At 59.6% G+C, this 25,678-nt stretch carries 26 protein-coding genes, 1 tRNA gene and 1 pseudogene; 22 read left to right on the plus strand and 6 right to left on the minus strand.

The features are described from left to right. Nucleotides 1-68: 68 nt before the first annotated feature. Nucleotides 69-218: an addiction module antidote protein gene (locus ACIY1O_RS10770; protein ID WP_397475091.1), complete on the minus strand. Its 150-nt coding sequence runs from the start codon at nucleotides 216-218 to the stop codon at nucleotides 69-71. Continuing rightward, nucleotides 215-439, minus strand: a complete 225-nt coding sequence (locus tag ACIY1O_RS10775; RefSeq protein WP_487047372.1) for a type II toxin-antitoxin system RelE/ParE family toxin — start codon at nucleotides 437-439, stop codon at nucleotides 215-217. The genes ACIY1O_RS10770 and ACIY1O_RS10775 overlap by 4 nt, the downstream gene beginning before the upstream one ends. Between ACIY1O_RS10775 and ACIY1O_RS10780 the strand changes: the two genes are divergently transcribed. Continuing rightward, nucleotides 407-859 carry a hypothetical protein gene (locus tag ACIY1O_RS10780; protein ID WP_397475161.1) on the plus strand — a complete coding sequence of 151 codons (453 nt, stop codon included), beginning with the start codon at nucleotides 407-409 and terminating at the stop codon, nucleotides 857-859. The genes ACIY1O_RS10775 and ACIY1O_RS10780 overlap by 33 nt on opposite strands. 43 nt (nucleotides 860-902) lie before the next feature. On the opposite strand, the gene ACIY1O_RS10785 is transcribed toward ACIY1O_RS10780, so the two are convergent. Next, a tRNA-Phe gene (locus ACIY1O_RS10785) sits at nucleotides 903-978 on the minus strand. A 375-nt stretch (nucleotides 979-1,353) separates the two neighbouring features. Between ACIY1O_RS10785 and hemA the strand changes: the two genes are divergently transcribed. The 5 genes from hemA to ACIY1O_RS10810 are packed head-to-tail and all read left to right on the plus strand — an operon-like array spanning nucleotide 1,354 to nucleotide 5,564. Beyond that, nucleotides 1,354-2,628, plus strand: a complete 1,275-nt coding sequence (gene hemA, locus ACIY1O_RS10790; RefSeq protein WP_397475092.1) for a glutamyl-tRNA reductase — start codon at nucleotides 1,354-1,356, stop codon at nucleotides 2,626-2,628. Nucleotides 2,629-2,688: 60 nt separating this feature from the next. After that, nucleotides 2,689-3,768, plus strand: a complete 1,080-nt coding sequence (gene prfA / locus ACIY1O_RS10795; protein ID WP_397475093.1) for a peptide chain release factor 1 — start codon at nucleotides 2,689-2,691, stop codon at nucleotides 3,766-3,768. 1 nt (nucleotide 3,769) lies between these two features. Then, nucleotides 3,770-4,594: a peptide chain release factor N(5)-glutamine methyltransferase gene (gene prmC / locus ACIY1O_RS10800; protein WP_397475094.1), complete on the plus strand. Its 825-nt coding sequence runs from the start codon at nucleotides 3,770-3,772 to the stop codon at nucleotides 4,592-4,594. 31 nt (nucleotides 4,595-4,625) lie between these two features. After that, entirely contained in the window at nucleotides 4,626-4,958 is a 333-nt protein-coding gene (gene grxD, locus ACIY1O_RS10805; RefSeq protein WP_397475095.1) for a Grx4 family monothiol glutaredoxin, read from the plus strand. Nucleotides 4,959-4,976: 18 nt separating this feature from the next. Further along, nucleotides 4,977-5,564: a UbiX family flavin prenyltransferase gene (locus ACIY1O_RS10810; protein ID WP_397475096.1), complete on the plus strand. Its 588-nt coding sequence runs from the start codon at nucleotides 4,977-4,979 to the stop codon at nucleotides 5,562-5,564. 266 nt (nucleotides 5,565-5,830) lie between these two features. Here the strand turns inward: ACIY1O_RS10810 and ttcA are convergent, their stop codons facing one another. Next, the gene (gene ttcA, locus ACIY1O_RS10815) at nucleotides 5,831-6,829 is read right to left on the minus strand and encodes a tRNA 2-thiocytidine(32) synthetase TtcA (protein WP_397475158.1); all 999 of its coding nucleotides are present in this window, start codon (nucleotides 6,827-6,829) and stop codon (nucleotides 5,831-5,833) included. Nucleotides 6,830-7,044: 215 nt separating this feature from the next. Then, a complete protein-coding gene (folB, locus tag ACIY1O_RS10820; protein ID WP_397475097.1) occupies nucleotides 7,045-7,404 on the minus strand; it encodes a dihydroneopterin aldolase in 360 nt (119 codons plus the stop codon). Between the two features lie 137 nt (nucleotides 7,405-7,541). Between folB and ACIY1O_RS10825 the strand changes: the two genes are divergently transcribed. Together ACIY1O_RS10825 and ACIY1O_RS10830 are read left to right on the plus strand one after the other, a co-directional pair. After that, nucleotides 7,542-8,459 carry an NAD(P)/FAD-dependent oxidoreductase gene (locus ACIY1O_RS10825; RefSeq protein WP_397475098.1) on the plus strand — a complete coding sequence of 306 codons (918 nt, stop codon included), beginning with the start codon at nucleotides 7,542-7,544 and terminating at the stop codon, nucleotides 8,457-8,459. A 104-nt stretch (nucleotides 8,460-8,563) separates the two neighbouring features. Beyond that, nucleotides 8,564-8,689 (plus strand): annotated as a pseudogene (locus ACIY1O_RS10830) (helix-turn-helix domain-containing transcriptional regulator); the annotation flags it as partial. Here ACIY1O_RS10830 and ACIY1O_RS10835 read toward each other — a convergent pair. After that, nucleotides 8,686-10,455 (minus strand): M61 family metallopeptidase, encoded by a 1,770-nt coding sequence (locus ACIY1O_RS10835; protein ID WP_397475099.1) that lies wholly within the window; start codon nucleotides 10,453-10,455, stop codon nucleotides 8,686-8,688. The pseudogene ACIY1O_RS10830 and the gene ACIY1O_RS10835 sit on opposite strands and share 4 nt — an antisense overlap. Before the next feature lie 33 nt (nucleotides 10,456-10,488). On the opposite strand from ACIY1O_RS10835, the gene ACIY1O_RS10840 reads away from it, so the two are divergent. From ACIY1O_RS10840 to ACIY1O_RS10905, 14 genes are all read left to right on the plus strand, one after another. Next, entirely contained in the window at nucleotides 10,489-11,265 is a 777-nt protein-coding gene (locus tag ACIY1O_RS10840) for an enoyl-CoA hydratase (protein WP_397475100.1), read from the plus strand. A 275-nt stretch (nucleotides 11,266-11,540) separates the two neighbouring features. After that, nucleotides 11,541-12,008: an ATP synthase subunit I gene (locus ACIY1O_RS10845; protein ID WP_397475101.1), complete on the plus strand. Its 468-nt coding sequence runs from the start codon at nucleotides 11,541-11,543 to the stop codon at nucleotides 12,006-12,008. Nucleotides 12,009-12,088: 80 nt separating this feature from the next. Next, a complete protein-coding gene (gene atpB, locus ACIY1O_RS10850; protein ID WP_397475102.1) occupies nucleotides 12,089-12,973 on the plus strand; it encodes a F0F1 ATP synthase subunit A in 885 nt (294 codons plus the stop codon). A 113-nt stretch (nucleotides 12,974-13,086) separates the two neighbouring features. Beyond that, a complete protein-coding gene (gene atpE, locus ACIY1O_RS10855) occupies nucleotides 13,087-13,329 on the plus strand; it encodes a F0F1 ATP synthase subunit C (protein WP_093969799.1) in 243 nt (80 codons plus the stop codon). Between the two features lie 126 nt (nucleotides 13,330-13,455). Beyond that, entirely contained in the window at nucleotides 13,456-13,926 is a 471-nt protein-coding gene (locus ACIY1O_RS10860; protein ID WP_397475103.1) for a F0F1 ATP synthase subunit B, read from the plus strand. A gap of 15 nt (nucleotides 13,927-13,941) precedes the next feature. After that, nucleotides 13,942-14,481, plus strand: coding sequence for a F0F1 ATP synthase subunit delta (locus tag ACIY1O_RS10865; protein WP_397475104.1), 540 nt, complete (start codon nucleotides 13,942-13,944; stop codon nucleotides 14,479-14,481). A 35-nt stretch (nucleotides 14,482-14,516) separates the two neighbouring features. Next, entirely contained in the window at nucleotides 14,517-16,058 is a 1,542-nt protein-coding gene (gene atpA / locus ACIY1O_RS10870) for a F0F1 ATP synthase subunit alpha (RefSeq protein ID WP_397475105.1), read from the plus strand. 90 nt (nucleotides 16,059-16,148) lie between these two features. After that, complete coding sequence (gene atpG, locus ACIY1O_RS10875) at nucleotides 16,149-17,060, plus strand: F0F1 ATP synthase subunit gamma (protein WP_397475106.1); 912 nt, start codon at nucleotides 16,149-16,151, stop codon at nucleotides 17,058-17,060. A gap of 48 nt (nucleotides 17,061-17,108) precedes the next feature. Further along, complete coding sequence (gene atpD / locus ACIY1O_RS10880) at nucleotides 17,109-18,527, plus strand: F0F1 ATP synthase subunit beta (protein WP_397475107.1); 1,419 nt, start codon at nucleotides 17,109-17,111, stop codon at nucleotides 18,525-18,527. Nucleotides 18,528-18,539: 12 nt separating this feature from the next. After that, nucleotides 18,540-18,962, plus strand: coding sequence for a F0F1 ATP synthase subunit epsilon (locus ACIY1O_RS10885; RefSeq protein ID WP_397475108.1), 423 nt, complete (start codon nucleotides 18,540-18,542; stop codon nucleotides 18,960-18,962). Nucleotides 18,963-19,215: 253 nt separating this feature from the next. Next, nucleotides 19,216-20,031 carry a hypothetical protein gene (locus ACIY1O_RS10890; RefSeq protein ID WP_397475109.1) on the plus strand — a complete coding sequence of 272 codons (816 nt, stop codon included), beginning with the start codon at nucleotides 19,216-19,218 and terminating at the stop codon, nucleotides 20,029-20,031. Nucleotides 20,032-20,061: 30 nt separating this feature from the next. After that, nucleotides 20,062-21,132, plus strand: coding sequence for a uroporphyrinogen decarboxylase (hemE, locus tag ACIY1O_RS10895; RefSeq protein WP_397475110.1), 1,071 nt, complete (start codon nucleotides 20,062-20,064; stop codon nucleotides 21,130-21,132). 317 nt (nucleotides 21,133-21,449) lie between these two features. Next, on the plus strand, nucleotides 21,450-23,564 hold the full coding sequence (locus ACIY1O_RS10900) for a primosomal protein N' (RefSeq protein ID WP_397475111.1): 2,115 nt from the start codon (nucleotides 21,450-21,452) through the stop codon (nucleotides 23,562-23,564). Between the two features lie 17 nt (nucleotides 23,565-23,581). Next, nucleotides 23,582-25,651 carry a UvrD-helicase domain-containing protein gene (locus ACIY1O_RS10905; RefSeq protein ID WP_397475159.1) on the plus strand — a complete coding sequence of 690 codons (2,070 nt, stop codon included), beginning with the start codon at nucleotides 23,582-23,584 and terminating at the stop codon, nucleotides 25,649-25,651. Nucleotides 25,652-25,678 lie beyond the last annotated feature (27 nt).

The raw sequence follows: 25,678 nt of genomic DNA on the forward strand, positions 1-25,678 counted from the left end.
GACGACATCGTGACGATACTGGCCGTGCGTCATCAGCGCGAGTCGGACTACCATTGAGATGTGCTGAGTCAGGGCGGGTGCTCGGCCTGAACAACGATACGCACGCCCAGCGCCTTACATACTTTGGCGATCGTGTCGAAGCGTGGGCTGGCGTCGGCCCGTAGGGCCTTGTAAAGAGATTCGCGGCCAATGCCGGCGGCCTCCGCAATTTGCGTCATGCCCCGCGCACTTGGTTTTCCTCGTCGTATCTCAGGGTGCGGGCCAACTCTTTGGCCCGCTTGATGTCGCGGCTTTGTGTGGCCTTGCTGCCACCTCCCAGCATGACGATCAGCACATCACCCTGTTCGATGTAGTACATGCGCCAGCCAGGGCCGAAGAACTCGCGCATCTCACTGATACCTTTGTCTTGACTACACGCAGGTTTGCTTTCGGCTGCCACTGGGGGGCGATCACCAAGCAGATTTCCCCTCTTTCGGGCAAGCGACGATGCGCCCCGGCTCCCCGCCAGGCGGCCAGGGCGCGTGCGGAAGCAGCCCGTGCGCTGCCGGTGTTCGAACTGTCGTTCGACGTGAAACCCGGCGTGTCCATTGTCCGGCGCCATGTCAAGCTCAGCAAAGAAGCCGACGCAGCCATCACACACGAATTGATCGAATTGCTGGGCCGCGCCACCGTGCAACTGCACCAGAAGGTCGGCAACCAGCGCCGCGTGTTGCGCAGCGCGGTGACTCACTGGCTGGAGGACGCACGGGCGCGTCAGGCCAAGGCGCCCAAGCGCCTGTCCAAAGCTCTGGACGGCCCCTCTGTCAGCGATGATTTCATGTCTGAACGCGCCATGCCGCTGGCTACGTGGGGCCTATAACGCAAAACGCCACCCGGTTAGAGGTGGCGTAAATGCAATTCGTTGGTGGCCTGGGGCGGAATCGAACCACCGACACGCGGATTTTCAATCCGCTGCTCTACCGACTGAGCTACCAGGCCAACAAAGGCGAAATGATACACGAATTTTTGACCGGATGCTGGCGGTGCGGAAAATCAGACCTTGCTTCGCTGCCCACTTCGAACGTCTTATATGCACCCTAATTGATAATAGCCCGCCCACACCTGGCTTTGTAAAAACAGTTGGCTTTGACTCGGATAAGCGGATCAGCCGATGCGTGTTGGCATCCATTGCACGCGGTGCACGAGAGGACATCATTGTTTCGGCCCAGCGTTTTGCCGATTCGGCGCAGATCCAAAGCCGTCAAGGTCCGCCTCTTAAACCAAGGGTTTATCCCTACAGGCCCGTCCGGGTATAATCATGTTCAGTTGGGCTAGCTATGTGCCGCTCATTCCTGTCAGTTCCTGCTCTTGCTTATGTCCGTAGACGTCCTTACTTTCGGTTTGAATCACGTCTCCGCTCCGGTATCGGTGCGCGAGCGCGTGGCCATGCCTTTGGAAGTCATGCGGCCGGCGATTGAAGGGCTCAGGTCGGCATTCGGCTCTTCCGTGCGCGAGGCGGCTATTTTGTCCACCTGTAATCGCACCGAAATCTATTGTGCGGCCGAGCCGCACGTATCCGACAAAATCCCAGCCTGGCTCGCCGATTTCAACAAGGTCGAGTCGGGCAGTTTGCAGCCGCACCTATATCGCTACCATCAGAACGAAGCGGTACGGCATGCTTTCCGCGTGGCCAGCGGGCTTGATTCCATGGTGTTGGGCGAGCCGCAAATTCTCGGCCAAATGAAAGACGCCGTGCGCGCCGCATCCGAGGCGGGTGCTTTGGGCACCTTGTTGCACCAACTGTTTCAGCGTACCTTTTCGGTAGCAAAGGAAGTTCGCTCGCAAACAGCCATTGGCGCGCATTCGGTGTCAATGGCGGCGGCAGCGGTGCGTCTGGCCGAACGCGTGTTCGGCGACATGTCTCAAACCAATGTGCTGTTTGTCGGCGCAGGCGAAATGATCGAGCTTTGCGCCACGCATTTTGCAGCGCTGAAGCCGCGCAATATGGTGGTGGCCAACCGCACAGTCGAACGAGCGGATATTCTGGCGTCGCGCTTTTCAGCCAAGGCGATGAAGCTTACCGATCTTCCCGGCTGCCTGGCCGATTTCGACGTCATTGTTTCCTGTACGGCCAGCTCCTTGCCCATCCTCGGCCTGGGGATGGTGGAAAGGGCTACGCGTTCGCGACGACACAAGCCCATGGTCATGATCGACCTTGCCGTCCCGCGCGATATCGAAACCGAGGTCGGCCGCCTGGCTGACGTCTATCTCTATACGGTCGACGATCTGGGCCGCATGGTGCAAAGCGGCACCGACGCGCGTCGGGCGGCAGTGGTGCAGGCCGAGGCCATAATCGAAACGCGGGTGCAAAATTTCATGCACTGGCTGCAAAACCGCCAGATCGTGCCCGCCATCGTCGATATCCATCAGGCGGCCGATCAAGTTCGCCAAGCAGAACTCGACAAGGCCCGTCGTCTGCTGGCCAAGGGCGAATCACCCGAAGCGGTGCTCGAGCAACTGGCTCACGCCCTTACACAGAAATACATGCACGGCCCGCTGTCGGCGCTCAATCGCAGCGAAGATGCCGAACGCGAGCAGCTTCTCAATCTGCTGCCGCGCCTGTTGCCTCGCACTGAACGCCGTCGTTAGCGACGCTGCCTGGTTCCGTCTGCGCGCTTCTTCTTCAAAAAACTCTTCCGTTCCTTCTATATGAAAAGTTCCATGCGCAGCCGGTTGGAGCAGCTTGCTCACCGGCTGATCGAGATCGATGCCATGCTTGCCGAGCCCGAAATCGCAGGCAATATGGATAAATTCCGCAAGCTGTCGCGCGAGCGCGCCGAGCTGGACCCTGTCGTCCAGGCCTTCAACGATTTCGTGCGTACAGAAACCGACATGCAGGCCGCCCAAGAGATGATGGGCGACCCCGAAATGAAGGAGATGGCGGAAGAGGAATACGAGCTGGGCAAGAATCGCATTGAAGAGCTGGAGGCAGAGCTGCAGATATTGCTGCTGCCGCGCGACCCCGACGATGACCGCAATGTGTTTCTTGAAATCCGCGCAGGTACCGGAGGAGACGAAAGTGCGCTGTTCGCGGGTGATTTGCTGCGCATGTATAGCCGTTACGCCGAGAACCTGGGCTGGAAGGTCGAGTTGATGTCTGAAAGTCCGTCTGAAATCGGCGGCTATAAAGAGGTGATCGCCCGCATTGACGGAGACTCGGTGTATGGGCGGCTGAAGTTCGAATCGGGTGCGCATCGTGTGCAGCGGGTTCCTGAAACTGAAACGCAGGGCCGCATTCATACGTCGGCGTGCACGGTGGCTGTTCTGCCCCAAGCCGATGCTCAAAGCGACATCAATATCAATCCGGCCGATTTGCGCGTTGATACCTTTCGAGCCAGCGGCGCCGGCGGGCAGCACGTCAACAAGACCGATTCGGCGGTGCGCCTTACCCACTTGCCCACGGGCCTGGTGGTGGAGTGCCAAGACGACCGTTCCCAGCATCGCAATAGGGACAAGGCCATGCAGGTATTGGCCGCCCGGCTCAAGGACATGCAGCAGCAAGAGCAGCAAAGCAAAGAAGCCGCTCAGCGCAAGAGCCTGGTGGGTTCGGGCGACCGTTCAGAGCGCATCCGCACCTACAATTATCCCCAGGGGCGGGTAACTGATCACCGCATCAACCTTACCTTGTATAAGCTTCAAGGCATTATGGAAGGCGATCTCGAAGAGCTGACGGGGGCTCTGCGCACTGAACACCAGGCCGAGCAGCTCGCCGCGCTGGGCGAGGCGTAGTTTGTCGTCGGCTTGTGTGCGTAGCTTATTGCGCCAGAGCCCCTTGCCGCGTCTCGAAACGCAGATGCTGTTGCAATACGCACTGGATGTATCGCGCGTCTGGCTAATAGCCCACGATACCGATGCCCTCGAGGCGGCGCAGCTTGCCCGGTACGAGTCGCTGCTGGCCCGGCGCTTGGCCGGCGAGCCCATGGCGTATCTTATTGGCCATCGTGAGTTCATGGGTTACGACTTTAAAGTCGAGCCCGGCGTGTTGATCCCCAGGCCGGAAACCGAGTTGCTGGTGGAAGTCGCCGTCGCTGAACTTGCTCGACGAGGCGTTGAAAAGCCGCGAGTGCTTGATTTGGGTACAGGCAGTGGCGCCATTGCCGTGTCGGTGGCCCTGGCCCGACCAGACGCCGTGGTCGTTGCCACCGATCTTAGTGCCACAGCCTTGGATGTGGCGCGCCGCAACGCGAACGCGCTGGGGGCGCAAGTGACATTTTTGCAAGGAAGCTGGTTCGAGGCTTTGGCGGGGCAGCCGGCCTTTGATCTGATTGTGTCGAATCCGCCCTATATCCATAGCAGCGACCCCCATCTGAAGCACGGAGACCTGCGTTACGAGCCGGCCGCTGCGCTGACGGACGGCGGGGACGGCCTGGGCGCGCTGGCGCATATTGTCACGCACGCTCCACAATGGCTGACGCCTGGCGGAGGTTTATGGATGGAGCACGGCTACGACCAGGCCGCCGCTGTGCGCCGGTTGTTGCAGGCGGCCGGCTTCAAGTACGTGAATAGCCACATTGACCTTGCGGGAATAGAGCGAATTTCTGGCGGCAACCTATAATGAAGGTAATTATCAGGAGAGTTAGAACATCATGAGCGAAGTACAAGATTTCATTCGCGAGACGGTCACTGCCCATCCCGTTGTCCTCTTCATGAAAGGCACGGCGCAGTTTCCACAGTGCGGCTTCTCTGGTCGCGCGATCCAGATTCTGAAGTCCTCTGGCGTTACCAAGCTGGTTACGGTCAATGTGCTCGAAGACGAGGAAGTCCGCCAAGGCATCAAAGAGTACGCCAATTGGCCCACGATCCCTCAGCTTTACGTCAAGGGCGAATTCCTGGGCGGCTCCGACATCGTCGCCGAGATGCATGAAAGCGGCGAGCTGCTTGAAGCTCTGAAAGAGGCTGGCGCACTGGGCGATGAATAAGCGCCCAGGGGCGTTTTCATGAGCGCGCCAAAGCGTCGCCTTGTCGTAGGCATTACCGGCGCCACAGGCGCCATCTATGCCACGCGTCTGCTGCAGGCGGTGCGCGACGTGGGCGGTGTGGAAACGCATTTGGTGGTGTCGCCTCCAGGCGTGCTCAATATCAAGTACGAGCTTGGCTTGTCGCGTCAGCATGTCTATGACCTGGCCGATCATGTTTACAGTTTTCGCGATGTGGGCTCAGCGCTTGCAAGCGGCGGCTTCGCCACCACGGGCATGGTGGTTGTGCCATGCTCGATGCGCACCCTGTCTGCGGTGGCGCATGGCTTGTCCGACAACCTTATCACCCGCGCGGCTGACGTAACGTTAAAAGAGCGTCGCCGCTTGGTGATGCTGGTGCGTGAAACGCCTTTCAACCTGGCTCATTTGCGCAATATGACAGCCGTGACCGAAATGGGCGGCATTGTCTTTCCGCCACTACCGGCTTTTTATCATCATCCGGCTACTATCGAAGAGATGGTCGACCATACTATCGTGCGCGTGCTTGACCTGTTCGATATCCATATTGATGGGCCCCGCTGGGAGGGCATGATTGAGTCTTCGAGCTGATCGCTCTGTCATGTTTATCGTGCGGTGATTCGATGTGGCAGGGTTGAGTTGGTCTGGTTTAGGCGGGGCTGATTTGGGTGCTTAAGCGCCGCTGGAGGCTGGTGCAGCCAGTACCGGGCGGTCGGGCGGTTTGTGGCAGCGCCCTCCAACGCCCGGTACTGGCTGCACCAGCCTCCAGCGGCTTGCGCTTGGGAATTATTGACGAGTGAGTATATTGTGTGGCGCCGCAGCGGCTGCGCCACAAGCGCCTGTGCCGCCGCTTCTATTTAGCCTTCGTCTTCACCAGTTGTGCGCAGGTCGGTCATGAAGATGATGGGGCGCTTTCCGGCGGTCGGGCTTACGGCTTGGCTGGAATCGTGAGCGCTTCCATTCTCGACTTCGTCCGTATATTCGAAGCCTGCGACAGGCGCGTTGAAATCCTCTGAATCGAAGGCCATGTCGCCCTCTTCGTCGGCGATGCCTGTTGTTTTCAAACCGGTGAAGTCGAATAGTTGGTTGTCCATCAGATGCGAGGGCACTACGCGGCTTAGGGCGCCGAACACATTCCACGAGCGGCCGGGCATTTTTCTGTCCCACTCGGCGATCATGCGATTCATTTCCTGGCGCTTGAGGTTTTCTTGCGAGCCGCACAGATTGCACGGGATGATCGGGAACTCTTTGAGCTTGGCGTACGCGATCAGGTCTTTCTCGGGCACATAGGCCAGGGGGCGGATGACGATGTGCTTGCCATCGTCTGACATAAGCTTGGGTGGCATGGCCTTCATGCGGCCGCCGTAAAACAGATTCAGGAAGAAGGTGGCCAGGATGTCGTCGCGGTGATGGCCCAGCGCCACTTTGGTGGCGCCCAGTTCCGATGCCACGCGATACAGGATGGCCCGGCGCATGCGGGAACATAGCGAACACATCGTCTTGCCTTCTGGTATGACGCGTGTCACCACTGAATAAGTATCCTGGGTCTCGATGTGGAAAGGCACTCCGAGCGCTTTCAGGTATTCGGGAAGCACATGGTCAGGAAAACCCGGCTGCTTCTGGTCGAGGTTGACGGCGACGATGTCGAACTTGAATGGGGCGCGTGCCTGGTGCGTAAGCAAAATGTCCAGAAGCCCGTACGAATCCTTGCCGCCCGACAGGCACACCATGACCTTGTCGCCTTCCTCGATCATGTTGAAATCGGCGATGGCGCGACCGGTTTCGCGCATCAGGCGCTTGACCAGCTTATTGTCGTCAGTGCGTTGGCGGCGGTCACGAGCCGGCGGTCGAGTCATATTGGAATCGGTGTCGCCGGCTTCCGCAACGCGGCCGCTGGAGGAATCGGGGACAAGGGTATTGTGGGTATTGGCGTCTTGCATGGCGGAGCCAGACGGTGCGATGGAGGGGGGCATGGCTTGGGGCCTGTAAACACGAAAAGGGCAGTTGCCCGGGTGGGCAAACACCAGGCCGGCGCGGCGCCGGCGGCTTGATGAAAAATAAGCGGCGTTGGCTACCGGCGGCGATCCAGCTCGATGCCCACTGCGGCGCAGTCGGAAAAAGCGCTGGGCTTGCTGATGCGGATTTTAACCCGTTGCACTTCGGCGAACTCGCGGAAGAGCCTTTCGACCACGCGTTCGATCAGGGTTTCAAGCAGATTGACGTGGGCCTGGGTACATTCGTGCACGATGGCCTCGCGCAGCAGGCGGTAGTCCAGAACTGTCTGGATGTTTTGATCGTTTACCTGCTGGCCCACATCGACATCGAGTTCGGCGTCGATGTGCAGGGGCTGGGTGGCGCGAAGTTCGTGCTCGAGAATGCCGATGCGGGCGTCCAGCGCCAACTGGGAAAAGAATATGCGTCTAGTGGGCATGATGGGGCCTTGGAGCTATGCGTAAGAGAAGGGCGTTGTCGGATGATATATCATTGGCCTCACTATTCCAGCAGCCCTGTTGCTCAAGGCGGCGGGCGGCTGGCAAGCACAAGCTTTGCAGGTAGCAAGAACGACTCATGCACGACGAAAAAATGTACGACGCCCTAATTATCGGGGCAGGCGCGGCTGGGGCATCGTGTGCGCTGTGGCTTGCGCGCCTGGGTTTTGCGCCGCTGCTGCTCGAGGCGGGTGCGCAAGTGGGGGGGTTGTGTCTGGTCCATCCGTTTCCGGACGATTGGAACGCGTCGCTGCCTGGGCATACTGGCCCGGAGGTGGCCGAAAACTTTGCGGCCAGTCTGCAACGGGCGCAAGTACCTTTGCGGCTTTCAACGGCAGTGGAGTCAGTCGAAGCGGTTGAGGGCGGCGGCTTTGTCGCCTCAACGCACGAGGGCGCAGCGTTGCGAGGGCGGCATGTGGTGCTCGCCACCGGCACGCGCGCTCGCACCCTTGCTGATGCCGAGGCGGAATCCGCCACCGACCGGGGGCGGCCGTTTCCGGGCGTGCTGGTGGGGCCGGGCGACCATATCGTGGCCGAAAGTTTCCAGGGACGCCGGGTGGCGGTGCTGGGCGGCGGCGACAATGGTTTCGAGAACGCCTTGTACGCCATCGATCATGGCGCGGCGGAAGTCCATATCTACGCCCGCACGGTGCGCGCCCAGCATCAGTTCGTGCGCCGCATGCCCGCCGGCCATGTCGTCCTGGGCGATTACCTGGCCGACCCCCGCGCCCGTACAGTGAACGGGCGCCCTTACGATCTGATGCTGGTGTTTTATGGCTGGGAGCCTTGCGTGGGCTTTGCCGATGGCCTGGGGCTGGCTCGTTCCGAGCGCGGCTACATCCATACCGACATGACTACCGCCCAGACCAGCTGCGCGGGTGTTTATGCCGCGGGCGAGGTGGCGCAGCGATTTCATCCCTGCGTGGTAACCGCCATGGCCGACGGGGTAACGGCGGCGAAGGCGATTCAGGCTCGCATCGAAGCTGGGCGGTGGTGACAAACGCACGCAGAGCGCCGATATTGACTAGGTTGTGGGCTATTGGCAAGACTGGCAACGGAGAACTGACAATGAGAAACAGAGGACATGACGAGGCGATGGCCGAGCTGTACCGCACCCTTTCACCGAAGGGCAGCCCGGCTTTAAGCAGCTTGATTGCCATCCTCAGAGCGATGGGACTGCGACTGGCGGTGCAACCGATAGATTCGGCGCGCGTGCGCGCGGCCTAAGAATCCCCTGTCAGCACGCATTCACCCATGTCCGGCTCGCCAAGCTGCACCTCGAACGTTCGCAGCTCATCCCGACGAAAAACGTGTACTTCCACCGTTTGCCCCGGCTGATAAGCCGACAGCAAACGTTCAAGCCCGTCGTCGCGAGACACCCGCAGGCCGTTGACGGCCACCAGCGTGTCGCCTGCCGAAAGACCGCCCCGATGCCCGGCTCCGCCTTCGTACACCGTGGCAATCTGCACTTCGTCATGGCTGATGCGTGTACGTATAGCTAAAGAAGGCGTGGTGGACGAGGCTTTCCAGCTCATCGCAATGCCCTGGCCGGCCAGCAAGGTTTCCAGCGGCACGTCTTCGCGGCCGTGGGCGTGGCGTTCGATAAAGCCCGAGGCGTCGACACCGGTGGCTTCCAGGATCAGGCCGGCCATGGCGTCTTCGGGAATGCCCTTGACCGTACCTTGATAGAAGCGCCGGCCATAGCGCTTCCACATCAGCCGCATCACATCATCGAGCGACTTGACGCCCTGCGTCTCGCGGCGGATCAGCATGTCGAGCCCGGCCGCCACCAGAGAGCCGTTGGCGTAGTAGCTGACCAGCGCGTTCGGCGAGTTTTCGTCCTGCTTGTAGAAGCGGGTCCATGCATCAAAAGAGCTTTCAGCCACCGATTGCTTATGCCGCCCGGGCCCGCGTCTTACGGCCGAGATGGTCTTGGCCAGTCGCGACAGGTAGGCTTTTTGATCTATGACGCCCGACCGCAGCAGCATCAGGTCGTCGTAGTAAGAGGTGAAGCCTTCGAAGACCCACAGCAGGCTCGTATGGTTCTCGCGCGAAAGATCGTAGGGGGCGAAGACGGCCGGCTTGATGCGTTTGACGTTCCAGGTGTGGAAGTATTCGTGGCTGACCAGGCCCAGAAAGCTTTGGTAGGCGTCGCCGGGTTCGGCGCCGCCCACGGTGGGCAGGTCGTGGCGCGAAGCCATCAGCGCGGTGGAGGCGCGGTGCTCCAGCCCGCCGTAGCCATCGCCAACCACCATGGTCATGAACACATATCGATCGGCTGAATCCAGAAAAGGCGCTTGCAATGTTTCCGGCTCGAACAATGCAATTTGAGCTTCGCAGATTTTCTTCACGTCGGCCACAATGCGCTTGAGGTCAAGGTTGGGAAGCACGCCGGTGAAGACCATTTCGTGCTGTGCGCCATGTGCCGTGAAGCGGGCCACTTGGGGTGTACCCATTTCGACCGGATGGTCGATCAGTGCGTCGTAATCGGGCGCGGAATACAGGCCGAATCCATGTGGCCGCGCAGCCGCCGCGCGCCCTGTTGCTACGGGCAAGCTCGTAAACACCTTCCAGTTGCGCGCATGGGCAGGCGGGTGCAGATGAAGAAGGCAGGGCGTTTTCTCGTGGCCGGTGGGCGACAGGAAGACGCTGGTGCCGTTGAAGAAGGCGTGGGTTTCGTCAAAATGTGCACCACGCACGGAAAGATCCCAGGCATAGACCGTGTATTCCACATGCAAGACGCCGCGGCAAGGTTCGCATTGCCAACTGTGGTTGCCGGTCTTTCGAAGGGCAACGGGCTTGCCGCCGCTGCGTGCGCTGATGGTTTCCACCTGGCGCGAGAAATCGCGTATGAGATAGCTGCCGGGAATCCACGCGGGCAACGTCAATTCCTGGCCGTGCGGGTGCGGACGCGGTATGCGCAGTTCGATGCGAAAACGATGCCCTGCGGGATCGAAGGGCGTTAGGCTGTAAAGTATGGGTTCTGTTTTCATACCCCCTATATTACTGTGCAAGAGGAAATGGGCATGACCGAATCTTTGGTAAAAATCGAGACCCGCGGCCGGGTGGGATTGCTTACTTTGAACCGTCCCAAAGTGTTGAACGCGCTGAACAACCAGGTGGTTGATGAGCTGGCCGAAGCCTTGCGCGCCTTTGACGGCGACGACGGCATTGGCGCCATCGTGCTTACGGGCAGCGAAAAGGCATTTGCCGCGGGCGCCGACATCGCCGCGATGAAAGATTGGTCGTACGCCGACGTCTACAAGCAGGATTATCTCGGACACAACTGGGAATCGCTGCGCCGCATTCGCAAGCCCATCATCGCGGCGGTATCCGGCTATGCGCTGGGCGGCGGCTGCGAGCTTGCAATGCAATGCGATTTCATCATTGCCGCCGAGAACGCGCGTTTCGGACAGCCCGAAATCAACCTGGGAATTATTCCGGGCTTTGGCGGTACGCAACGCCTGCCTCGCGCCGTGGGTAAAGCCAAGGCCATGGATATGGTCTTGACGGCACGCATGATCAACGCCGAAGAAGCCGAGCGGGCGGGCCTGGTGTCACGCGTGGTGCCGGTCGACCGCCTCTTGGACGAAGCGCTTGAAGTGGCCGCCGTCATTGCATCCAAGTCGCTGGTGTCGGTCATGATGGCCAAAGAGTCCATCAATCGCGCATACGAAATGCCCTTGAACGAAGGCATGTTGGCCGAGCGGCGCAACTTTCATGCTTTGTTCTCGACGCAAGATCAAAAGGAAGGCATGGCTGCGTTTATCGAAAAGCGCGAGCCGAACTTCAAACATCAATGAGTCGAACCGCGCTGCCGGGCTGGGTGTTGTTAAAAGCCCACGTCTGGGCGCCTTCAGCGCACTCTTGCCGCCGCCTTGCTCGCGTGGGTCGGGCCGGTGGCAAGGGGTGCTGCCGATCAGTTATTCTGTTGCCTGACAATTTGCTTACTACTAAAAAATAAAGTTATACTCTACGAGTTTGACGCAACACGCTGAGCGATGTTTTTTTGCCCCGCTATCCAAGCTCTGGTTCTTTAGTTCGCGGGGGGCGAAACATTACGCAAGGTCAGGGCAACATGCGCAGTACTGATGGAAAAATTGGTGAATCCAGTGTCGGCCAGGCCGGCCCAGACGCCGCCATCGTACTTAGCGATGCCGACCGCGAGCTCTTGCGGTTCAAGGCGGGGCGGGGTTTGCTTCGTGCCTTGGCTGCGCAGGCCATTTTGGGTCTGGCTGCGGGCCTGGTTTCGTGGCTCGTTGCAGGAGCGGCGGCGGGGGCTTCGGCGCTAATCGGCGCCGGCGCCTACTTCATCCCTAATGCGCTTTTCGCGATGCGACTGCTCATGGGGTTGTTGGGTTCCAAGCAAGCCAGTCCGTTCACCTTTTTCCTGGGTGAGCTCATCAAGCTGGGGTCCGCGGTGCTGCTGCTTGCACTGGCCGCGTATCTGGCCGGCAGTTGGCTGGTTTGGCCGGCCTTGTTGTTTGGGCTGGTATGTGTATTGAAGGGCTATGTGCTGTTGTTGGTGTTTCGCCGGCTGCCATAGCAAGATCGGCGTAAAATTTTCGGGCGTGGCGTTTTTAGCGAATGGCGCGTTCTTGTCACAAGTTAACAGGGTAGGTTCCAATGGCTGCTGCTAGCAATGTTTCGTCGCCTCAGTCTGAGTACATTCAGCATCACTTGGTTCACTTGAACAATCTGGGCGAAAAGCAGTCTGTCATCGCCGATTTCGGCGTCGTCAACTACGACTCCCTCTTCTGGTCCATTTTCATGGGCGCCATCGTGGTCTTTGTGCTGTGGCGCGCCGCCAGGAACGCCACGGCGGGTGTTCCCGGCCGCTTCCAGATGGGCGTGGAAATGCTTGTGGGCATGGTTGCCGACGAAGCCAAGTCCATCATTCCCAGCGAGGCCACCCGCCGTTTCGTGGCTCCGTTGGCGCTTACCGTATTTTTGTGGGTTGTTCTTATGAACACCCTTGACCTGGTGCCGGTCGATCTTCTTGGTTGGGTCTTCATCCAGTTGGGTCTGGCCAACGAACATCACGATATTCTCTACTATCATCGCATTCTTCCGACGGCCGACCTGAACGTGCCCATGGGCATGTCGCTGGGCGTGCTGCTGCTTACCATCTGGTACGGCATCAAGATCAAAGGCGGCGGCGGCTTCGTCAAGGGCCTGTTTACCGCGCCTTTCCACGCCAAGGGCGTCGTCGGCTTGCTACTGGTTCCCTTCAATTTGCTGTTGAACCTGATGGAGTACGCCGCTAAAACGGTGTCGCTGGGAATGCGGTTGTTCGGCAACATGTTTGCCGGCGAGCTGCTATTCATGCTTATCGCCCTTTTGGGTGGTGCATGGGCCGGATTTAATGGTGCAAGCATAGGCTTGGGTATTGGCCATATTCTGGCAGGGTCGGTGTGGGCGATCTTCCACATCCTCATCGTCTTGCTGCAGGCCTATATCTTCATGATGTTGTCCCTGGTTTACGTAGGGTTGGCTCACGAAGACCATTGATCGAATTCCGGTCCGGGGTAGTGTTCGTCTCGGCCGGGGCGCAAGGTGTTCTTGCAAAGAAGTTTCCTCTTTTTTGACTTTTTGATTACCAGGTTTTTAACCAAGGAGTTGTTATGACCAACGTTGCTTTCGTTGCTCTGGCTTGCGGTCTTATTGTTGGACTGGGTGCTTTTGGCGCCAGTATCGGTATTGCTTTGATGGGTGGCAAGTATCTCGAAGCCTCGGCACGTCAGCCCGAGCTGATGAACGCTCTGCAAACCAAGATGTTCCTGCTTGCCGGCCTGATCGACGCGGCGTTCCTGATCGGCGTTGGTATTGCCATGCTGTTCGCCTTCGCCAACCCGTTCGTCGGGTAAGCACCAAGCCCGCGCGCGGGTAAGCAGCTGTTGGCGGCGTTTCGAAAGCGAAGCGTTGCCGGCGGCTTGGACATGGTGTCAGGCAGCCGGGCTGTGTGGCACAAGTGGTATTAAAGGGAAACGACCGTGAACTTAAACGCGACTCTCTTTTTTCAGATGATCGTGTTTTTCGTACTGGCTTGGTTTACGATGAAATTCGTATGGCCGCCTCTTACGAAAGCAATGGACGATCGCCGTCAGAAGATCGCCGACGGCCTAGCGGCCGCCGACAAGGGCAAGGCAGACCTGGCCCAGGCACAAGCGCGCATCAACGTGATCGAAGCTTCGGCCAAAACTGAGAATCATGCTCGCATGCTCGAAGCCGAGAAGCAAGCAGCAGGCATCATTGATGAAGCCCGCCGCGAGGCCGAGGCCGAAAAAGCCCGCATTCTCGCGCAAGCCAAGCAGGACGCAGCCCAAGAGGTTCAGCGCGCCCGCGACGGCCTGCGGTCTGAAGTGGCGGTTCTGGCGGTCAAGGGTGCAGAGCAGATTCTCCAGCGCGAGGTCGACGCCCAGGCACACTCCGAGCTGCTTAACCAGCTCAAGACGCAATTGTAATCATCAGGGCAGGCAATGGCTGAACTATCGACTATCGCAAGACCCTATGCCGAAGCGCTATTCCAGGCGGCCCAGCAAGAAGGTGGCAACCTGGAATCCTGGTCAGAGCTGCTCAACGAGTTCGCCGCGCTGGCAACGCTCGAAGATGTACGGGAAGCGCTGGGGGATCCACGCCTGAATGACGCCAAGCGCGTCGAGTTGTTTACGGGCCTGGTTAAATCTCCGGTTTCGGAAAATGCCCGCAACTTCATCGAGTTGCTGGTAGAGAACGGCCGCATGCTGGTCCTGCCCGAAATCGCCGAGCAGTTCGATCTGCTTAAGAACAAGCTTGAAGGCACCGCACTTGCACAGATCACCAGCGCCTATGCGCTAACTGACGCTCAGGTGCAAGACCTCATCGCTGCTCTTGAAAAGAAATTTGGCCTCAAACTCAAGCCGGCTGTCACGGTCGACGCTGATCTTATCGGCGGCGTGCGTGTGGTGGTCGGCGACCAAGTACTCGATACTTCTGTGCGGGCCCAGTTGGTCCGCATGCGCGATACGCTGGCCGCCTAGAGCGAGCCGGTCAACAGGATTCCAGGAGTCTGAACATGCAACTTAACCCGTCAGAGATCAGCGAGCTGCTCAAAAGCCGCATCGAAGGCTTGGGCGCGTCCACCGACGTACGTACGCAAGGCACGGTCGTTTCCGTGACCGACGGCATTACCCGCATTCACGGTTTGTCCGACGTGATGCAGGGCGAAATGCTTGAGTTCCCCAACAATGTATATGGCCTTGCGCTCAACCTCGAGCGTGATTCCGTCGGCGCTGTTATTTTGGGCGACTACACCGGCGTTTCCGAAGGCGACACGGTTAGAACCACCGGCCGCATTCTTGAAGTGCCCGTGGGCCCCGAACTGCGCGGCCGCGTGGTCGACGCCTTGGGTGCGCCCATCGACGGCAAGGGCCCCATCAACGCCAAAGAGACCGACATCATTGAAAAGGTCGCTCCAGGCGTTATCGCTCGTCAGTCGGTCGACCAGCCCCTGCAAACGGGCACCAAGGCCATCGACTCCATGGTGCCGATCGGCCGTGGCCAGCGCGAGCTGATCATCGGCGACCGCCAAACCGGTAAAACCGCCGTCGCCGTCGACACCATCATCAGCCAGAAAGGCAAGAACGTCACTTGCGTTTATGTCGCCATCGGCCAGAAGGCATCCACGATCAGTAACGTGGTGCGCAAGCTCGAAGAGCACGGCGCCCTCGAATACACCATCGTGGTTGCTGCTGCCGCGTCTGATTCGGCCGCCATGCAATATCTGTCGGCCTACTCCGGCTGCACCATGGGCGAGTACTTCCGCGATCGCGGCGAAGACGCCCTTATCGTGTACGACGACTTGACCAAGCAAGCCTGGGCCTATCGCCAGGTCTCGCTGCTGTTGCGCCGTCCTCCCGGCCGTGAAGCCTACCCCGGCGACGTGTTCTATCTGCACTCCCGTCTGCTCGAGCGCGCAGCCCGCGTCAACGCCGACTACGTCGAGAAATTCACCAACGGTGCGGTAAAGGGCCAAACCGGTTCCCTTACGGCCCTGCCCATCATCGAAACCCAGGCCGGCGACGTTTCCGCCTTTGTTCCGACCAACGTCATCTCGATTACCGACGGTCAGATCTTCCTCGAATCCGACCTGTTCAACGCGGGTGTGCGCCCAGCCATCAACGCCGGTATCTCGGTGTCGCGTGTTGGTGGTTCGGCCCAGACCAAGGTCATCAAGAAGCTGTCGGGCGGTATTCGTACCGACCTGGCCCAGTATCGTGAACTGGCGGCATTCGCTCAATTCGCCTCCGACCTTGACGACGCCACCCGTCGCCAGCTCGAGCGCGGCAAGCGTGTGGTCGAACTTCTCAAGCAGCCCCAGTACCAGCCGCTTCAGGTCTGGGAACTGGCCGTTTCGTTGTTCACCGTCACGAAGGGCTATCTCGACGACCTCGAAGTCGAACAGATCCTGCCGTTCGAGAAGGCGCTTAAAGATGCCTTGAAGTCCAAGCATGAAGCTTTGGTGCAGCGTATCGAGGACAAAAAAGAACTGTCCAAGGAAGACGAGGCCGAGCTTGCGGCAGCCATTGAGGATTTCAAAAAGCACGGTGCTTTTTAAGTGTGATTGGCGAGGGCCGCTGCGGCGGCCCATACGTAACGCGGGAAAGCCTCAAAAGGCGCCCGCGGCAACGCCCTGACAGGAAGTACGATGGCCGGAATCAAGGAAATTCGAACCAAGATCAAAAGCGTGCAAAACACGCGGAAGATCACCAAAGCCATGGAGATGGTGGCGGCTTCTAAAATGCGCAAAGCGCAGGAAAGAATGCGTGCCGGCCGTCCCTATGCAACCAAGGTGCGCGAAATTGCCGCCCACCTCATGCAGGCGCATCCCGACTACCATCATGCGTACATGATTGAGCGCAAGGATGTCAAAGCGGTCGGCGTCGTGCTGGTAACTACCGACAAGGGTCTGTGTGGCGGTCTTAACACCAACATTACCCGTCTTGCGCTCACTCGTCTCAAAGAGTTCGAGCAAAAGGGCATCAAGGTGCAAGCCACTGCGCTGGGCAACAAGGGGCTGAGCTTTCTCACCCGTATTGGCGCCGACCTGGTTTCGCAAGAAGTACAGCTTGGCGACGCGCCCAACCTCGATCGCCTCATCGGCGCCATCAAGGTTCAGCTCGACGATTTTGCCGACGGCAAAATCGACGCTGTCTACGTGGCGACCAACCGCTTCGTCAACACCATGAAGCAAGACCCAAGCTTTATTCGTCTGCTTCCGCTGCCCAGCGGTCTGAACGATCCGTTCCAGTCTGAAGAAGCTGCTGCGCAAGATGAACAAGAACGGGTCAAGTCGCAGTACGGCTGGGATTACATCTACGAGCCCGATGCGAAATCCGTCATCGATGACCTGTTGCTCCGGTACGTCGAAGGGCTGGTGTATCAGGCCGTGGCGGAAAACATGGCGTCCGAGCAATCTGCTCGCATGGTCGCCATGAAAGCTGCGTCGGACAACGCCAAAAAGATCATCGAAGAGCTGGAGCTGGTCTATAACAAGACCCGCCAGGCTGCCATTACGAAAGAAATTTCAGAAATCGTCGGGGGCGCTGCCGCTGTCTAGGCATAGACAGAAAGGCATCCCGTCAAAGATATTTAGCAAGGACTAAACATGAGCAACGGTACCATCGTTCAGTGCATCGGCGCCGTGGTGGATATTCAGTTCCCCCGCGACAACATTCCCAACATCTATGACGCGCTCAAGCTCGTCGACGACAGCTCGAAGTTCGCCGAAGCCGGCCTCACTTTCGAGGTGCAGCAGCAGCTTGGCGACGGCATCGTCCGCACGATTGCCATGGGCTCTTCCGATGGCCTGCGCCGCGGCATGGCTGTGGCCAACTCCGGAGCACCCATTTCGGTGCCGGTCGGTGTGGGCACCCTGGGTCGGATCATGGACGTGCTTGGCCGTCCCATCGACGAGCGTGGCCCCATCCAAAGCGATGAAGTGCGCGCAATTCACCAAGACGCCCCCAAATTCGATGAGCTCTCGCCTTCGGTCGAGCTGCTCGAAACCGGCATCAAGGTTATCGACTTGGTCTGCCCCTTCGCCAAAGGCGGCAAGGTTGGCCTGTTCGGCGGCGCCGGTGTGGGTAAAACAGTAAACATGCTTGAACTCATCAACAACATCGCCAAGGCCCACAGCGGTCTATCGGTGTTCGCTGGTGTGGGCGAGCGTACTCGTGAAGGTAACGACTTCTACCACGAGATGGCCGAAGCCGGCGTTATCCAGTTGGATAACCTGCCCGAGTCGAAAGTGGCCATGGTGTTCGGCCAGATGAACGAGCCGCCCGGCAACCGCCTGCGTGTGGCGCTTTCGGGCCTGACCATGGCCGAGAAGTTCCGCGACGAAGGCCGCGACATTCTGTTCTTCGTCGACAATATCTACCGCTACACCTTGGCCGGAACCGAAGTTTCGGCTCTGCTGGGCCGCATGCCTTCGGCGGTGGGTTACCAGCCCACCCTGGCCGAGGAAATGGGCAAGCTGCAAGAGCGCATTACCTCGACCAAGACAGGTTCGATCACGTCGATCCAGGCCGTTTACGTGCCTGCCGACGACTTGACCGACCCGTCGCCCGCCACCACCTTCCAGCACCTGGACTCCACCGTCGTGTTGTCGCGTGACATCGCCGCACTGGGTATCTACCCGGCCGTCGATCCGCTCGATTCGACCAGCCGTCAGCTTGACCCGCAGATTGTGGGTGAAGAGCACTATGCGGTTGCCCGCGGCGTGCAGCAGACACTGCAGCGCTACAAAGAGCTGCGCGACATTATCGCCATTCTTGGCATGGACGAACTCTCGCCCGAAGACAAGCAGGCCGTGGCCCGTGCCCGCAAGATTCAGCGTTTCCTGTCCCAGCCTTTCCACGTGGCCGAAGTGTTTACTGGTTCGCCTGGCAAGTACGTGCCGCTGTCCGAGACACTGCGCGGTTTCAAGATGATCGTCGACGGCGAGTGCGATGCGCTGCCCGAGCAGGCTTTCTACATGGTCGGCTCCATTGATGAAGCCATCGAGAAAGCGAAGTCACTCTAATAGGAATCTGTTATGGCCAACCTGCATGTTGACGTCGTCAGCGCGGAAGAATCGATTTTTGCCGGTGAAGCGAAATTCGTCGTGCTGCCTGGCGAGTCGGGCGAGCTGGGCATCATGCCCGGCCACACGCCGCTGATTTCACGCATACGGCCGGGTACCGTCAAGATTGTCCTGGCTGATAGCGGCGAAGAGGTCAGCGTATTTGTCGCCGGCGGTATTCTTGAAGTGCAGCCGGGCGGCGTAACGGTATTGTCCGACACTGCCATTCGCGCTGAAGATCTTGACGAAGCCAAGGCCCTGCAAGCGCGCGAGCGCGCCGAAGAGGCCTTGCGCAACGCCAAGGACAAAGAAGACATCGCCGTGGTCGAGGCAGAGCTTGCCATGCTGGCGGCCCAGGTCGCTGCTGCGCGCAGGCTTACCAAGATGCGTCGCTAGCAAGTGTTGGGGCGCCGTTGGCGGCGCCCGACACGGCAAGCCTCTTCGGTGCGAGCCGGGAGGCTTGTTTTGCTTCGGCGGCACATCAAGGCTGCGATATCCCGAATACGCACCCCATAATACTTCGTGCTTGTCCACCCTTGGCTAGGTAGTTTCCGAGTCAATGCTTATGCCCATTGTGGCTCGAGTGGGCCCTGACTAAGCTGGGTCACACTTCTCAATGTGATGGGTATACACCAAACGGAGGACAACCATGAGGGAGAGACTCGATTGCGCCCTGATCGGCACTGCTTGCACTGAAAGCTGGATGCGCCCCTGGGCGGGGCGGCATTGGGCAGGCCGGCTGTATTTTCATTCGCCCATTCCAAGCATCGACGTCACCCGCCCTGGCGCGTCGGGTTATCTGGCCGACGGCTCGATGCTTTTGCGCCGCTTCGATGTTTGCCTCGTCCCGGTCAGCCAGGATAATCTTGCGTGGGCGCGCACCAGTCTGCTTGCCGCCAACGGACGCCTCACAACCCCTGTATTCGCGCTCATTGGCCAGCTCAAGGCTGCCGCCCTGAATGATCTCTACGAGCTTGGGTTAAGCGATTTCGTGCGCACCCCGCTTTGCCCCGAAGAGCTCCGGGTCCGAATAGAGCGTCTGCTCGACGAACGCCGGGCCCCTGCCTTGTCATGGGCGGCGCCCGCTGCTGCCGTACCATCAAAGGTGGGCGAGCGAGGCGGCGAGTACATTTGTCGTGATTCCGGCAAGCCTGTCGGCGAAGCCGAGCTGTGCTCGACTATACTTGAGCGTACCGGTATCGAACTCGACGCCTACGCGGCGGCTACCGCATCGCGCAGTGCGACCTCCCGCGAATCCTTTCGGGCCGCCAAAGGCAAGATCATCGAACGGTTCGAAACCGCCTACATCAAGGCTGCATTGGGCCGGCATTCGGGCAACATCGCCATGGCCGCCCGCGCCGCTCAAAAGCACCGGCGTGCGTTTTGGGCCTTGATGCGCAAGTACGACATCGACGCCGCTCCGTATCGGTCCGAGTCGCCCCCCAAATCTACTTCCGGCGGGTAAAATAACCCGCGTGTTTTTTCGAGGATAGCCGTGTCGTCCCCCATACTTAAGAACGATGTTTTCCTGAAAGCGCTGATGCGCGAGCCCGTGCCCTACACACCAATCTGGCTAATGCGCCAGGCGGGGCGTTATCTGCCCGAATATAACCAGACAAGGGCGCGCGCCGGTTCGTTCATGGGCCTGGCGCAAAACCCGGAATACGCTTGCGAGGTCACCCTGCAGCCCCTCGAGCGTTTCGATCTTGACGCGGCCATCCTTTTTTCCGACATTCTTACCGTTCCGCACGCCATGGGCCTGGGGCTCGACTTCGTCGCCGGCGAGGGGCCGCAGTTCGCGCGTCCTGTACGCACTGAAGACGACGTGGCCAAACTGGCTGTGCCGGACATGTCGCAATTGCAGTACGTATTCGATGCTGTCAAGGTTATCCGCAAAGAACTAGACGGCAAAGTCCCACTTATCGGGTTCGCCGGCAGCCCCTGGACAATCGGATGCTATATGGTCGAGGGGCAGGGTTCCAGCGATTATCGCCTGATCAAAAGCATGCTTTACGCACGCCCCGATTTGGTTCACCGCATGCTCAATATCAACGCGCAGGCTACCAGTCAGTACCTGAACGCTCAAATACAGGCAGGCGCCCAGGCCGTCATGATCTTCGATAGCTGGGGTGGCGTGCTGGCCGACAGCCTGTTCCAAGAATTCTCTTTGGCCTACACTCGCCAAGTCGTACAAGGCCTTACGCGCGAGCGCGAAGGAAGGCGCGTTCCGGTCATCGTATTCACCAAAGGTGGCGGCATGTGGCTTGAAGACATCGCTGGTTGCGGATGCGATGCCATGGGCCTCGACTGGACAGTCAACCTTTCGCAAGCTCGTCGCAGGGTCGAAGACAAGATTGCTCTGCAGGGCAACATCGACCCCATGGCGCTCTTTGGGGGCGAGGCCGCGATACGTACCGAGGCGCGCCGCGTCATCGACGACTTCGGCCCCGTGGGCGAGGGTGGTCATGTATTCAATCTTGGTCACGGCATATCGCGATTCACGCCGCCCGAGGCGGTTGCAACGCTTGTGGATGAAGTCCACAGCTATAGCCGCGGGAAGCGTTAGCTTATTGCGCTGAACAATTCTGAAAGGCTCGTAATCCGGGGCCTTTCAGCAGGTTGTGCACAAGTTACATCGCTCTGCAGCAATTTTCTAGACTGTTAAGTTACAGTCTCATAGTTCTTTGTAAGTAGCTGATTTATAAGCATTATTTGTTTTTATGCGTAGCTGCTGCTGGCACATCGCGCTAAACCTCATTGACTTTTCCCCGGTTGTTACCATGCTTCTCCCCAAAGTTATCCACAAGCGGGACGAGCCAATTGCGCAAGTCGCGGTCTTGTCAGCATTTGCAGACTGTTCATAAGAAACTACTTTAAGTGTCAATGACTCCATCGCCATCCATCAGGCAGGTTCAGGACGAGCATTCGCAACAAGTCGAAAGCGCTGTCTTCTGGCTGCGGGTGGCGGTCGATGTTCCATTGCCGGGTTTGTTCGATTATCGGGCGGATCAGGCCGTGGCCGTGGGCACCCGGGTCATTGTTCCGTTTGGCAGGCGCAAGATGGTCGGCATCGTTGTAGAAACGGTCGACCAACCGGCCATAGAGCAGCGCTTGATCAAGCCGGTGGAGCAGGTGCTGGACGATTTGCCGCCCATGCCTGCCCAGTGGATGCGGATGGCCCGCTTCGCGGCGCAATATTACCAGCGGCCGCTGGGCGAGGTGATGCTTCCGTGCCTGCCGGCGGGCTTGCGTAAAGTCAGCGCCTATCAAGGCAAGCGCTCTGCCGGCGGGCCGGTGCAGCGCAGCGATGCCAAGCGCCGCAGTGCCGCATCGCCAGAGGCAAGCCCCTTGCCGGGCCCCGAACTTAATGCCGAACAGCAGGCGGCGGCCGCCGCAATTTGCGCTATACAAGGGTTCAAGGCAGTGCTGCTGCATGGAATCACCGGCAGCGGGAAAACCGAAGTTTATTTGCGCGCGGCTCAACATGTTTTATCGCAGGGCCGGCAGGTGTTGTTCCTGGTGCCCGAAATCAATCTCACCCCCCAGTTGGAGAGATCGTTGCGGTCCCGCCTGGCCGCCATTGCCGCGCCCGACATCCTGGCTGTGCTGCATAGCGGGCTGGCGGATGGCGAGCGTTTGCGGGCGTGGCTACGCGCCCAACGAGGCGAGGCGCGCATCCTGCTGGGCACTCGTTTGTCGATCTTTACGCCTTTACCCGATCTGGGCCTGATCATCGTCGACGAAGAGCACGACGCTTCATATAAACAGCAAGAAGGCCTGCGTTATTCCGCTCGAGACCTCGCCGTATGGAGAGCGCACGACCTGGGCATCCCTGTGGTGTTGGGTTCGGCCACCCCGTCTCTTGAAAGCTGGCATCATGCGCAAAGCGGCCGGTATCTGAAGCTGTCGCTTTCTCATCGGGCCCGAGACGCTGATCTGCCTGCCGTTCGTTTGGTCGATACTCGCCGGCTGGCCTTGCAGCAAGGTTTGTCGCCGCATCTGATCACCGCCATGCAAGAGCGATTGCAGTCGGGCCAGCAATGCCTCGTGTTCCTGAATCGACGTGGCTATGCGCCGGTGCTGTCGTGCGCCTCCTGCGGCTGGGTCAGCCAATGCACCCGCTGCACCGCTTATACCGTGCTGCACCGGGGCCGGGGCGGGCGCAATCTTCTGCATTGCCATCATTGCGGGTATCGGGGCCAGGTGCCTCGCGCATGTCCCGACTGCGGCGACCAAGACCTGCAGCCCATGGGCAGAGGCACGCAAAGGGTCGAAGAGCACATGGCCGAACTGTTTCCCGATGCTCGCATTGCACGCATCGACGCCGACAGCACTCGGCTCAAGGGCAGCGCCGAAGCCCTGTTTGCCAAGGTACATGCGGGCGAGGTCGATATTTTGGTGGGCACCCAAATGGTGGCCAAGGGCCACGACTTCTCCAATCTGGGCTTGGTCGGCGTCATCAATTCAGATGCCATGCTGTTCGCTCAAGATTTCCGTGCGCCCGAGCGCCTGTTTGCTCAGTTGATGCAGGTGGCGGGACGGGCAGGGCGGCACGTCAGGGGCGGCCAGGTCATCATCCAGACTGACTATCCCGAGCAGCCCGTGTACCAGGCTTTAATGCGCCACGACTACACCGGCTTTGCCGAGTACGCCTTGGCCGAGCGCGAGGCGGTGGGTTTGCCGCCTTACGCCCATCAGGCTCTGCTCACGGCCGAGGCGCGCGAATTGCGCTTGGCCATTGATTTTCTTGCCATCGCGCGCGAACTTCCTCAGCAGTCTCCCGATCACTATCCTGCCTCGGGCTCTGTCACCCTATACGACCCGGTGCCGCTGCGCGTGGTGCGCGTCGCCAATGTAGAGCGAGCCCAATTGCTGATTGAAAGCGGCAGCCGGCCGGCCTTGCAGGCCTTTCTTTCCTCCTGGATGCAGGCCCTTCCGCAAGCGGCCGCCGACACGCGAGTGCGCTGGCAGCTTGAAGTCGATCCGTTGGAAATCTGATGACCCACCCCTCGCCGATGCCGGTCGGCCATACTCTGGCCCATGATTTGAATTCGCCCCAGAAGGTGGCGGCCCTGTACCTCGATGGCCCTTGCCTGGTGCTGGCCGGCGCAGGAAGCGGCAAGACACGCGTTATCACGCAAAAGATAGCCTACCTGCTGCGAGAGTGCGGCTATATGGCCCGCCATGTGGTGGCGCTTACCTTTACGAACAAGGCCGCCCGCGAAATGAGCGAGCGGGTCAAGACTCTGGTTGATTCCCGACTGACCAAGGGGCTTACCGTCAGCACATTCCACTCGCTGGGCGTGCGATTTCTGCGTGAAGAAGCGCGCCACGCCGGGCTGAAGCCGGAGTTTTCCATCATGGACTCCACCGACGCCCTGGGCATCATCCAAGAGCTTCTAGCCACCACCGACAAGGCCAGGTTGCGCGCCGCCCAGCAGACGATATCGCTATGGAAGAACGCGTTGATGGACCCTGACGCAGCCGAACGCGCGGCTTCTACACCTAACGAAGCCGAGGCGGCGCGCATCTACCGCAGCTACGAGGCGACACTGGCGGCTTACCAATCGGTCGACTTCGATGACCTTGTCCGGCTGCCGACCATGCTGATGCAAAAGAATGAAGCGGTGCGAGAACGGTGGCAGGCGCGAGTGCAGTACCTGCTGGTGGACGAGTACCAGGATACAAATGAATGCCAATATCGGCTGGTGCAGCTTCTGACGGGGCGGCGCGCGATGTTCACAGCGGTGGGTGACGATGATCAGGCTATTTACGCCTGGCGGGGCGCTACGGTGGAGAACCTGGCGAAGCTCACCACAGATTACCCCGAACTCAAGGTTATCAAGCTCGAGCAGAACTATCGTTCTGTACAGCGTATTTTGTCGGCGGCCAATCGGGTCATCGGGCATAACCCCAACCTGTTCGACAAGAAACTGTGGTCCGATCTTGGGGTGGGCGAACCTATACAAGTCACCGCCATGGAAACCGACCTTATCGAGGCCGAATCCGTGGCGATGCGCATATCGGCCGAACGCTTCGAACGTCGGGTCCAGTGGCGCGACTTTGCCATCCTGTATCGAAGCAACCAGCAGGCCAGGGTGGCGGAGCAGGCCTTGCGCAACCTGCGCATTCCGTACACTGTGTCAGGTGGGCAAAGCTTCTTCGACAAGGCAGAAATACGCGACGTACTGGCCTACCTGCGTTTAATCGCCAACGATGACGACGACCCCGCTTTTATTCGCGCGGTCACAACGCCCCGGCGCGGCATCGGTCAAGCCACCCTCAAGGCGCTGGGCGAGTTCGCGTCCGAAAGCGGCATGTCGCTGTTCGCCGCCGTCTTCGAGATCGGCCATACGCAGCGCCTGGCTGCGCGGCAACTGGAGCCACTGCAAGCGTTCGCAAAATTCATTCAGCGCACTCAACAGCGCGCGGGCCGGCAGCAGGCCGGCCAGGCGTCGCATGCCGCCGAGCCCGCCGGCCCCCTGCTGGACGAGATGCTGGCCGCCATCGAATACGAGCGCTACTTGTACGACACCCTGGAAGAACGCGCCGCGCAGACGCGCTGGCAGAACGTGCTTGAACTGGTTGATTGGCTCAAGCGCAAGGCCACAGAAGATGAGCTCGACCTTTTCGAGCTGATCCAGCACATAGCGCTGGTCACCATGCTTGAGCGCGGCGACGAAGAAGACCCGGATGCGGTCAAGCTCTCAACACTGCATGCATCCAAGGGGCTCGAGTACCCGCATGTTTATCTTATCGGCGTCGAAGAGGGGTTGCTCCCTCATATGGGGCGCGACGAAGAGGACGGCGATCCAGCCAAGGCTGCCGAGTCTCTTGAAACACGCATACAGGAAGAGCGGCGGCTTATGTACGTGGGCATTACCCGCGCGCAGCGCTCTTTGCACCTGACGTGGTGCAAAAAACGCCGTCGCGCGCGCGACGACGTCGTTTGCGAGCCCTCGCGCTTCATCGACGAAATGGGGCTCTCGGCGGTAAAGCTGCGTGAAGACCCCGAACTGCAGGCACTGAGCCCGAAGCAGCGCCTGGGCATGTTGAAAGATCTGCTTAGCAAGAAAGACGACTAAGTTCGCGAAGGAAGTCTTGGCAGCGCA

The organism is Pusillimonas sp., assembly GCF_044464525.1.
Classification (GTDB): Bacteria; Pseudomonadota; Gammaproteobacteria; order Burkholderiales; family Burkholderiaceae_B; genus Pusillimonas.

Bases quoted from the DNA above. Each gene is read 5' to 3' on its own strand.
- ACIY1O_RS10770 (WP_397475091.1), bottom strand. From the start codon at position 218: ATGACGCAAATTGCGGAGGCCGCCGGCATTGGCCGCGAATCTCTTTAC.
- hemA (WP_397475092.1), top strand. From the start codon at position 1,354: ATGTCCGTAGACGTCCTTACTTTCGGTTTGAATCACGTCTCCGCTCCG.
- prfA (WP_397475093.1), top strand. From the start codon at position 2,689: ATGAAAAGTTCCATGCGCAGCCGGTTGGAGCAGCTTGCTCACCGGCTG.
- grxD (WP_397475095.1), top strand. From the start codon at position 4,626: ATGAGCGAAGTACAAGATTTCATTCGCGAGACGGTCACTGCCCATCCC.
- ACIY1O_RS10810 (WP_397475096.1), top strand. From the start codon at position 4,977: ATGAGCGCGCCAAAGCGTCGCCTTGTCGTAGGCATTACCGGCGCCACA.
- ttcA (WP_397475158.1), bottom strand. From the start codon at position 6,829: ATGACTCGACCGCCGGCTCGTGACCGCCGCCAACGCACTGACGACAAT.
- folB (WP_397475097.1), bottom strand. From the start codon at position 7,404: ATGCCCACTAGACGCATATTCTTTTCCCAGTTGGCGCTGGACGCCCGC.
- ACIY1O_RS10825 (WP_397475098.1), top strand. From the start codon at position 7,542: ATGCACGACGAAAAAATGTACGACGCCCTAATTATCGGGGCAGGCGCG.
- ACIY1O_RS10835 (WP_397475099.1), bottom strand. From the start codon at position 10,455: ATGAAAACAGAACCCATACTTTACAGCCTAACGCCCTTCGATCCCGCA.
- ACIY1O_RS10840 (WP_397475100.1), top strand. From the start codon at position 10,489: ATGACCGAATCTTTGGTAAAAATCGAGACCCGCGGCCGGGTGGGATTG.
- ACIY1O_RS10845 (WP_397475101.1), top strand. From the start codon at position 11,541: ATGCGCAGTACTGATGGAAAAATTGGTGAATCCAGTGTCGGCCAGGCC.
- atpB (WP_397475102.1), top strand. From the start codon at position 12,089: ATGGCTGCTGCTAGCAATGTTTCGTCGCCTCAGTCTGAGTACATTCAG.
- atpE (WP_093969799.1), top strand. From the start codon at position 13,087: ATGACCAACGTTGCTTTCGTTGCTCTGGCTTGCGGTCTTATTGTTGGA.
- ACIY1O_RS10865 (WP_397475104.1), top strand. From the start codon at position 13,942: ATGGCTGAACTATCGACTATCGCAAGACCCTATGCCGAAGCGCTATTC.
- atpA (WP_397475105.1), top strand. From the start codon at position 14,517: ATGCAACTTAACCCGTCAGAGATCAGCGAGCTGCTCAAAAGCCGCATC.
- atpG (WP_397475106.1), top strand. From the start codon at position 16,149: ATGGCCGGAATCAAGGAAATTCGAACCAAGATCAAAAGCGTGCAAAAC.
- atpD (WP_397475107.1), top strand. From the start codon at position 17,109: ATGAGCAACGGTACCATCGTTCAGTGCATCGGCGCCGTGGTGGATATT.
- ACIY1O_RS10885 (WP_397475108.1), top strand. From the start codon at position 18,540: ATGGCCAACCTGCATGTTGACGTCGTCAGCGCGGAAGAATCGATTTTT.
- ACIY1O_RS10890 (WP_397475109.1), top strand. From the start codon at position 19,216: ATGAGGGAGAGACTCGATTGCGCCCTGATCGGCACTGCTTGCACTGAA.
- ACIY1O_RS10900 (WP_397475111.1), top strand. From the start codon at position 21,450: ATGACTCCATCGCCATCCATCAGGCAGGTTCAGGACGAGCATTCGCAA.
- ACIY1O_RS10905 (WP_397475159.1), top strand. From the start codon at position 23,582: ATGCCGGTCGGCCATACTCTGGCCCATGATTTGAATTCGCCCCAGAAG.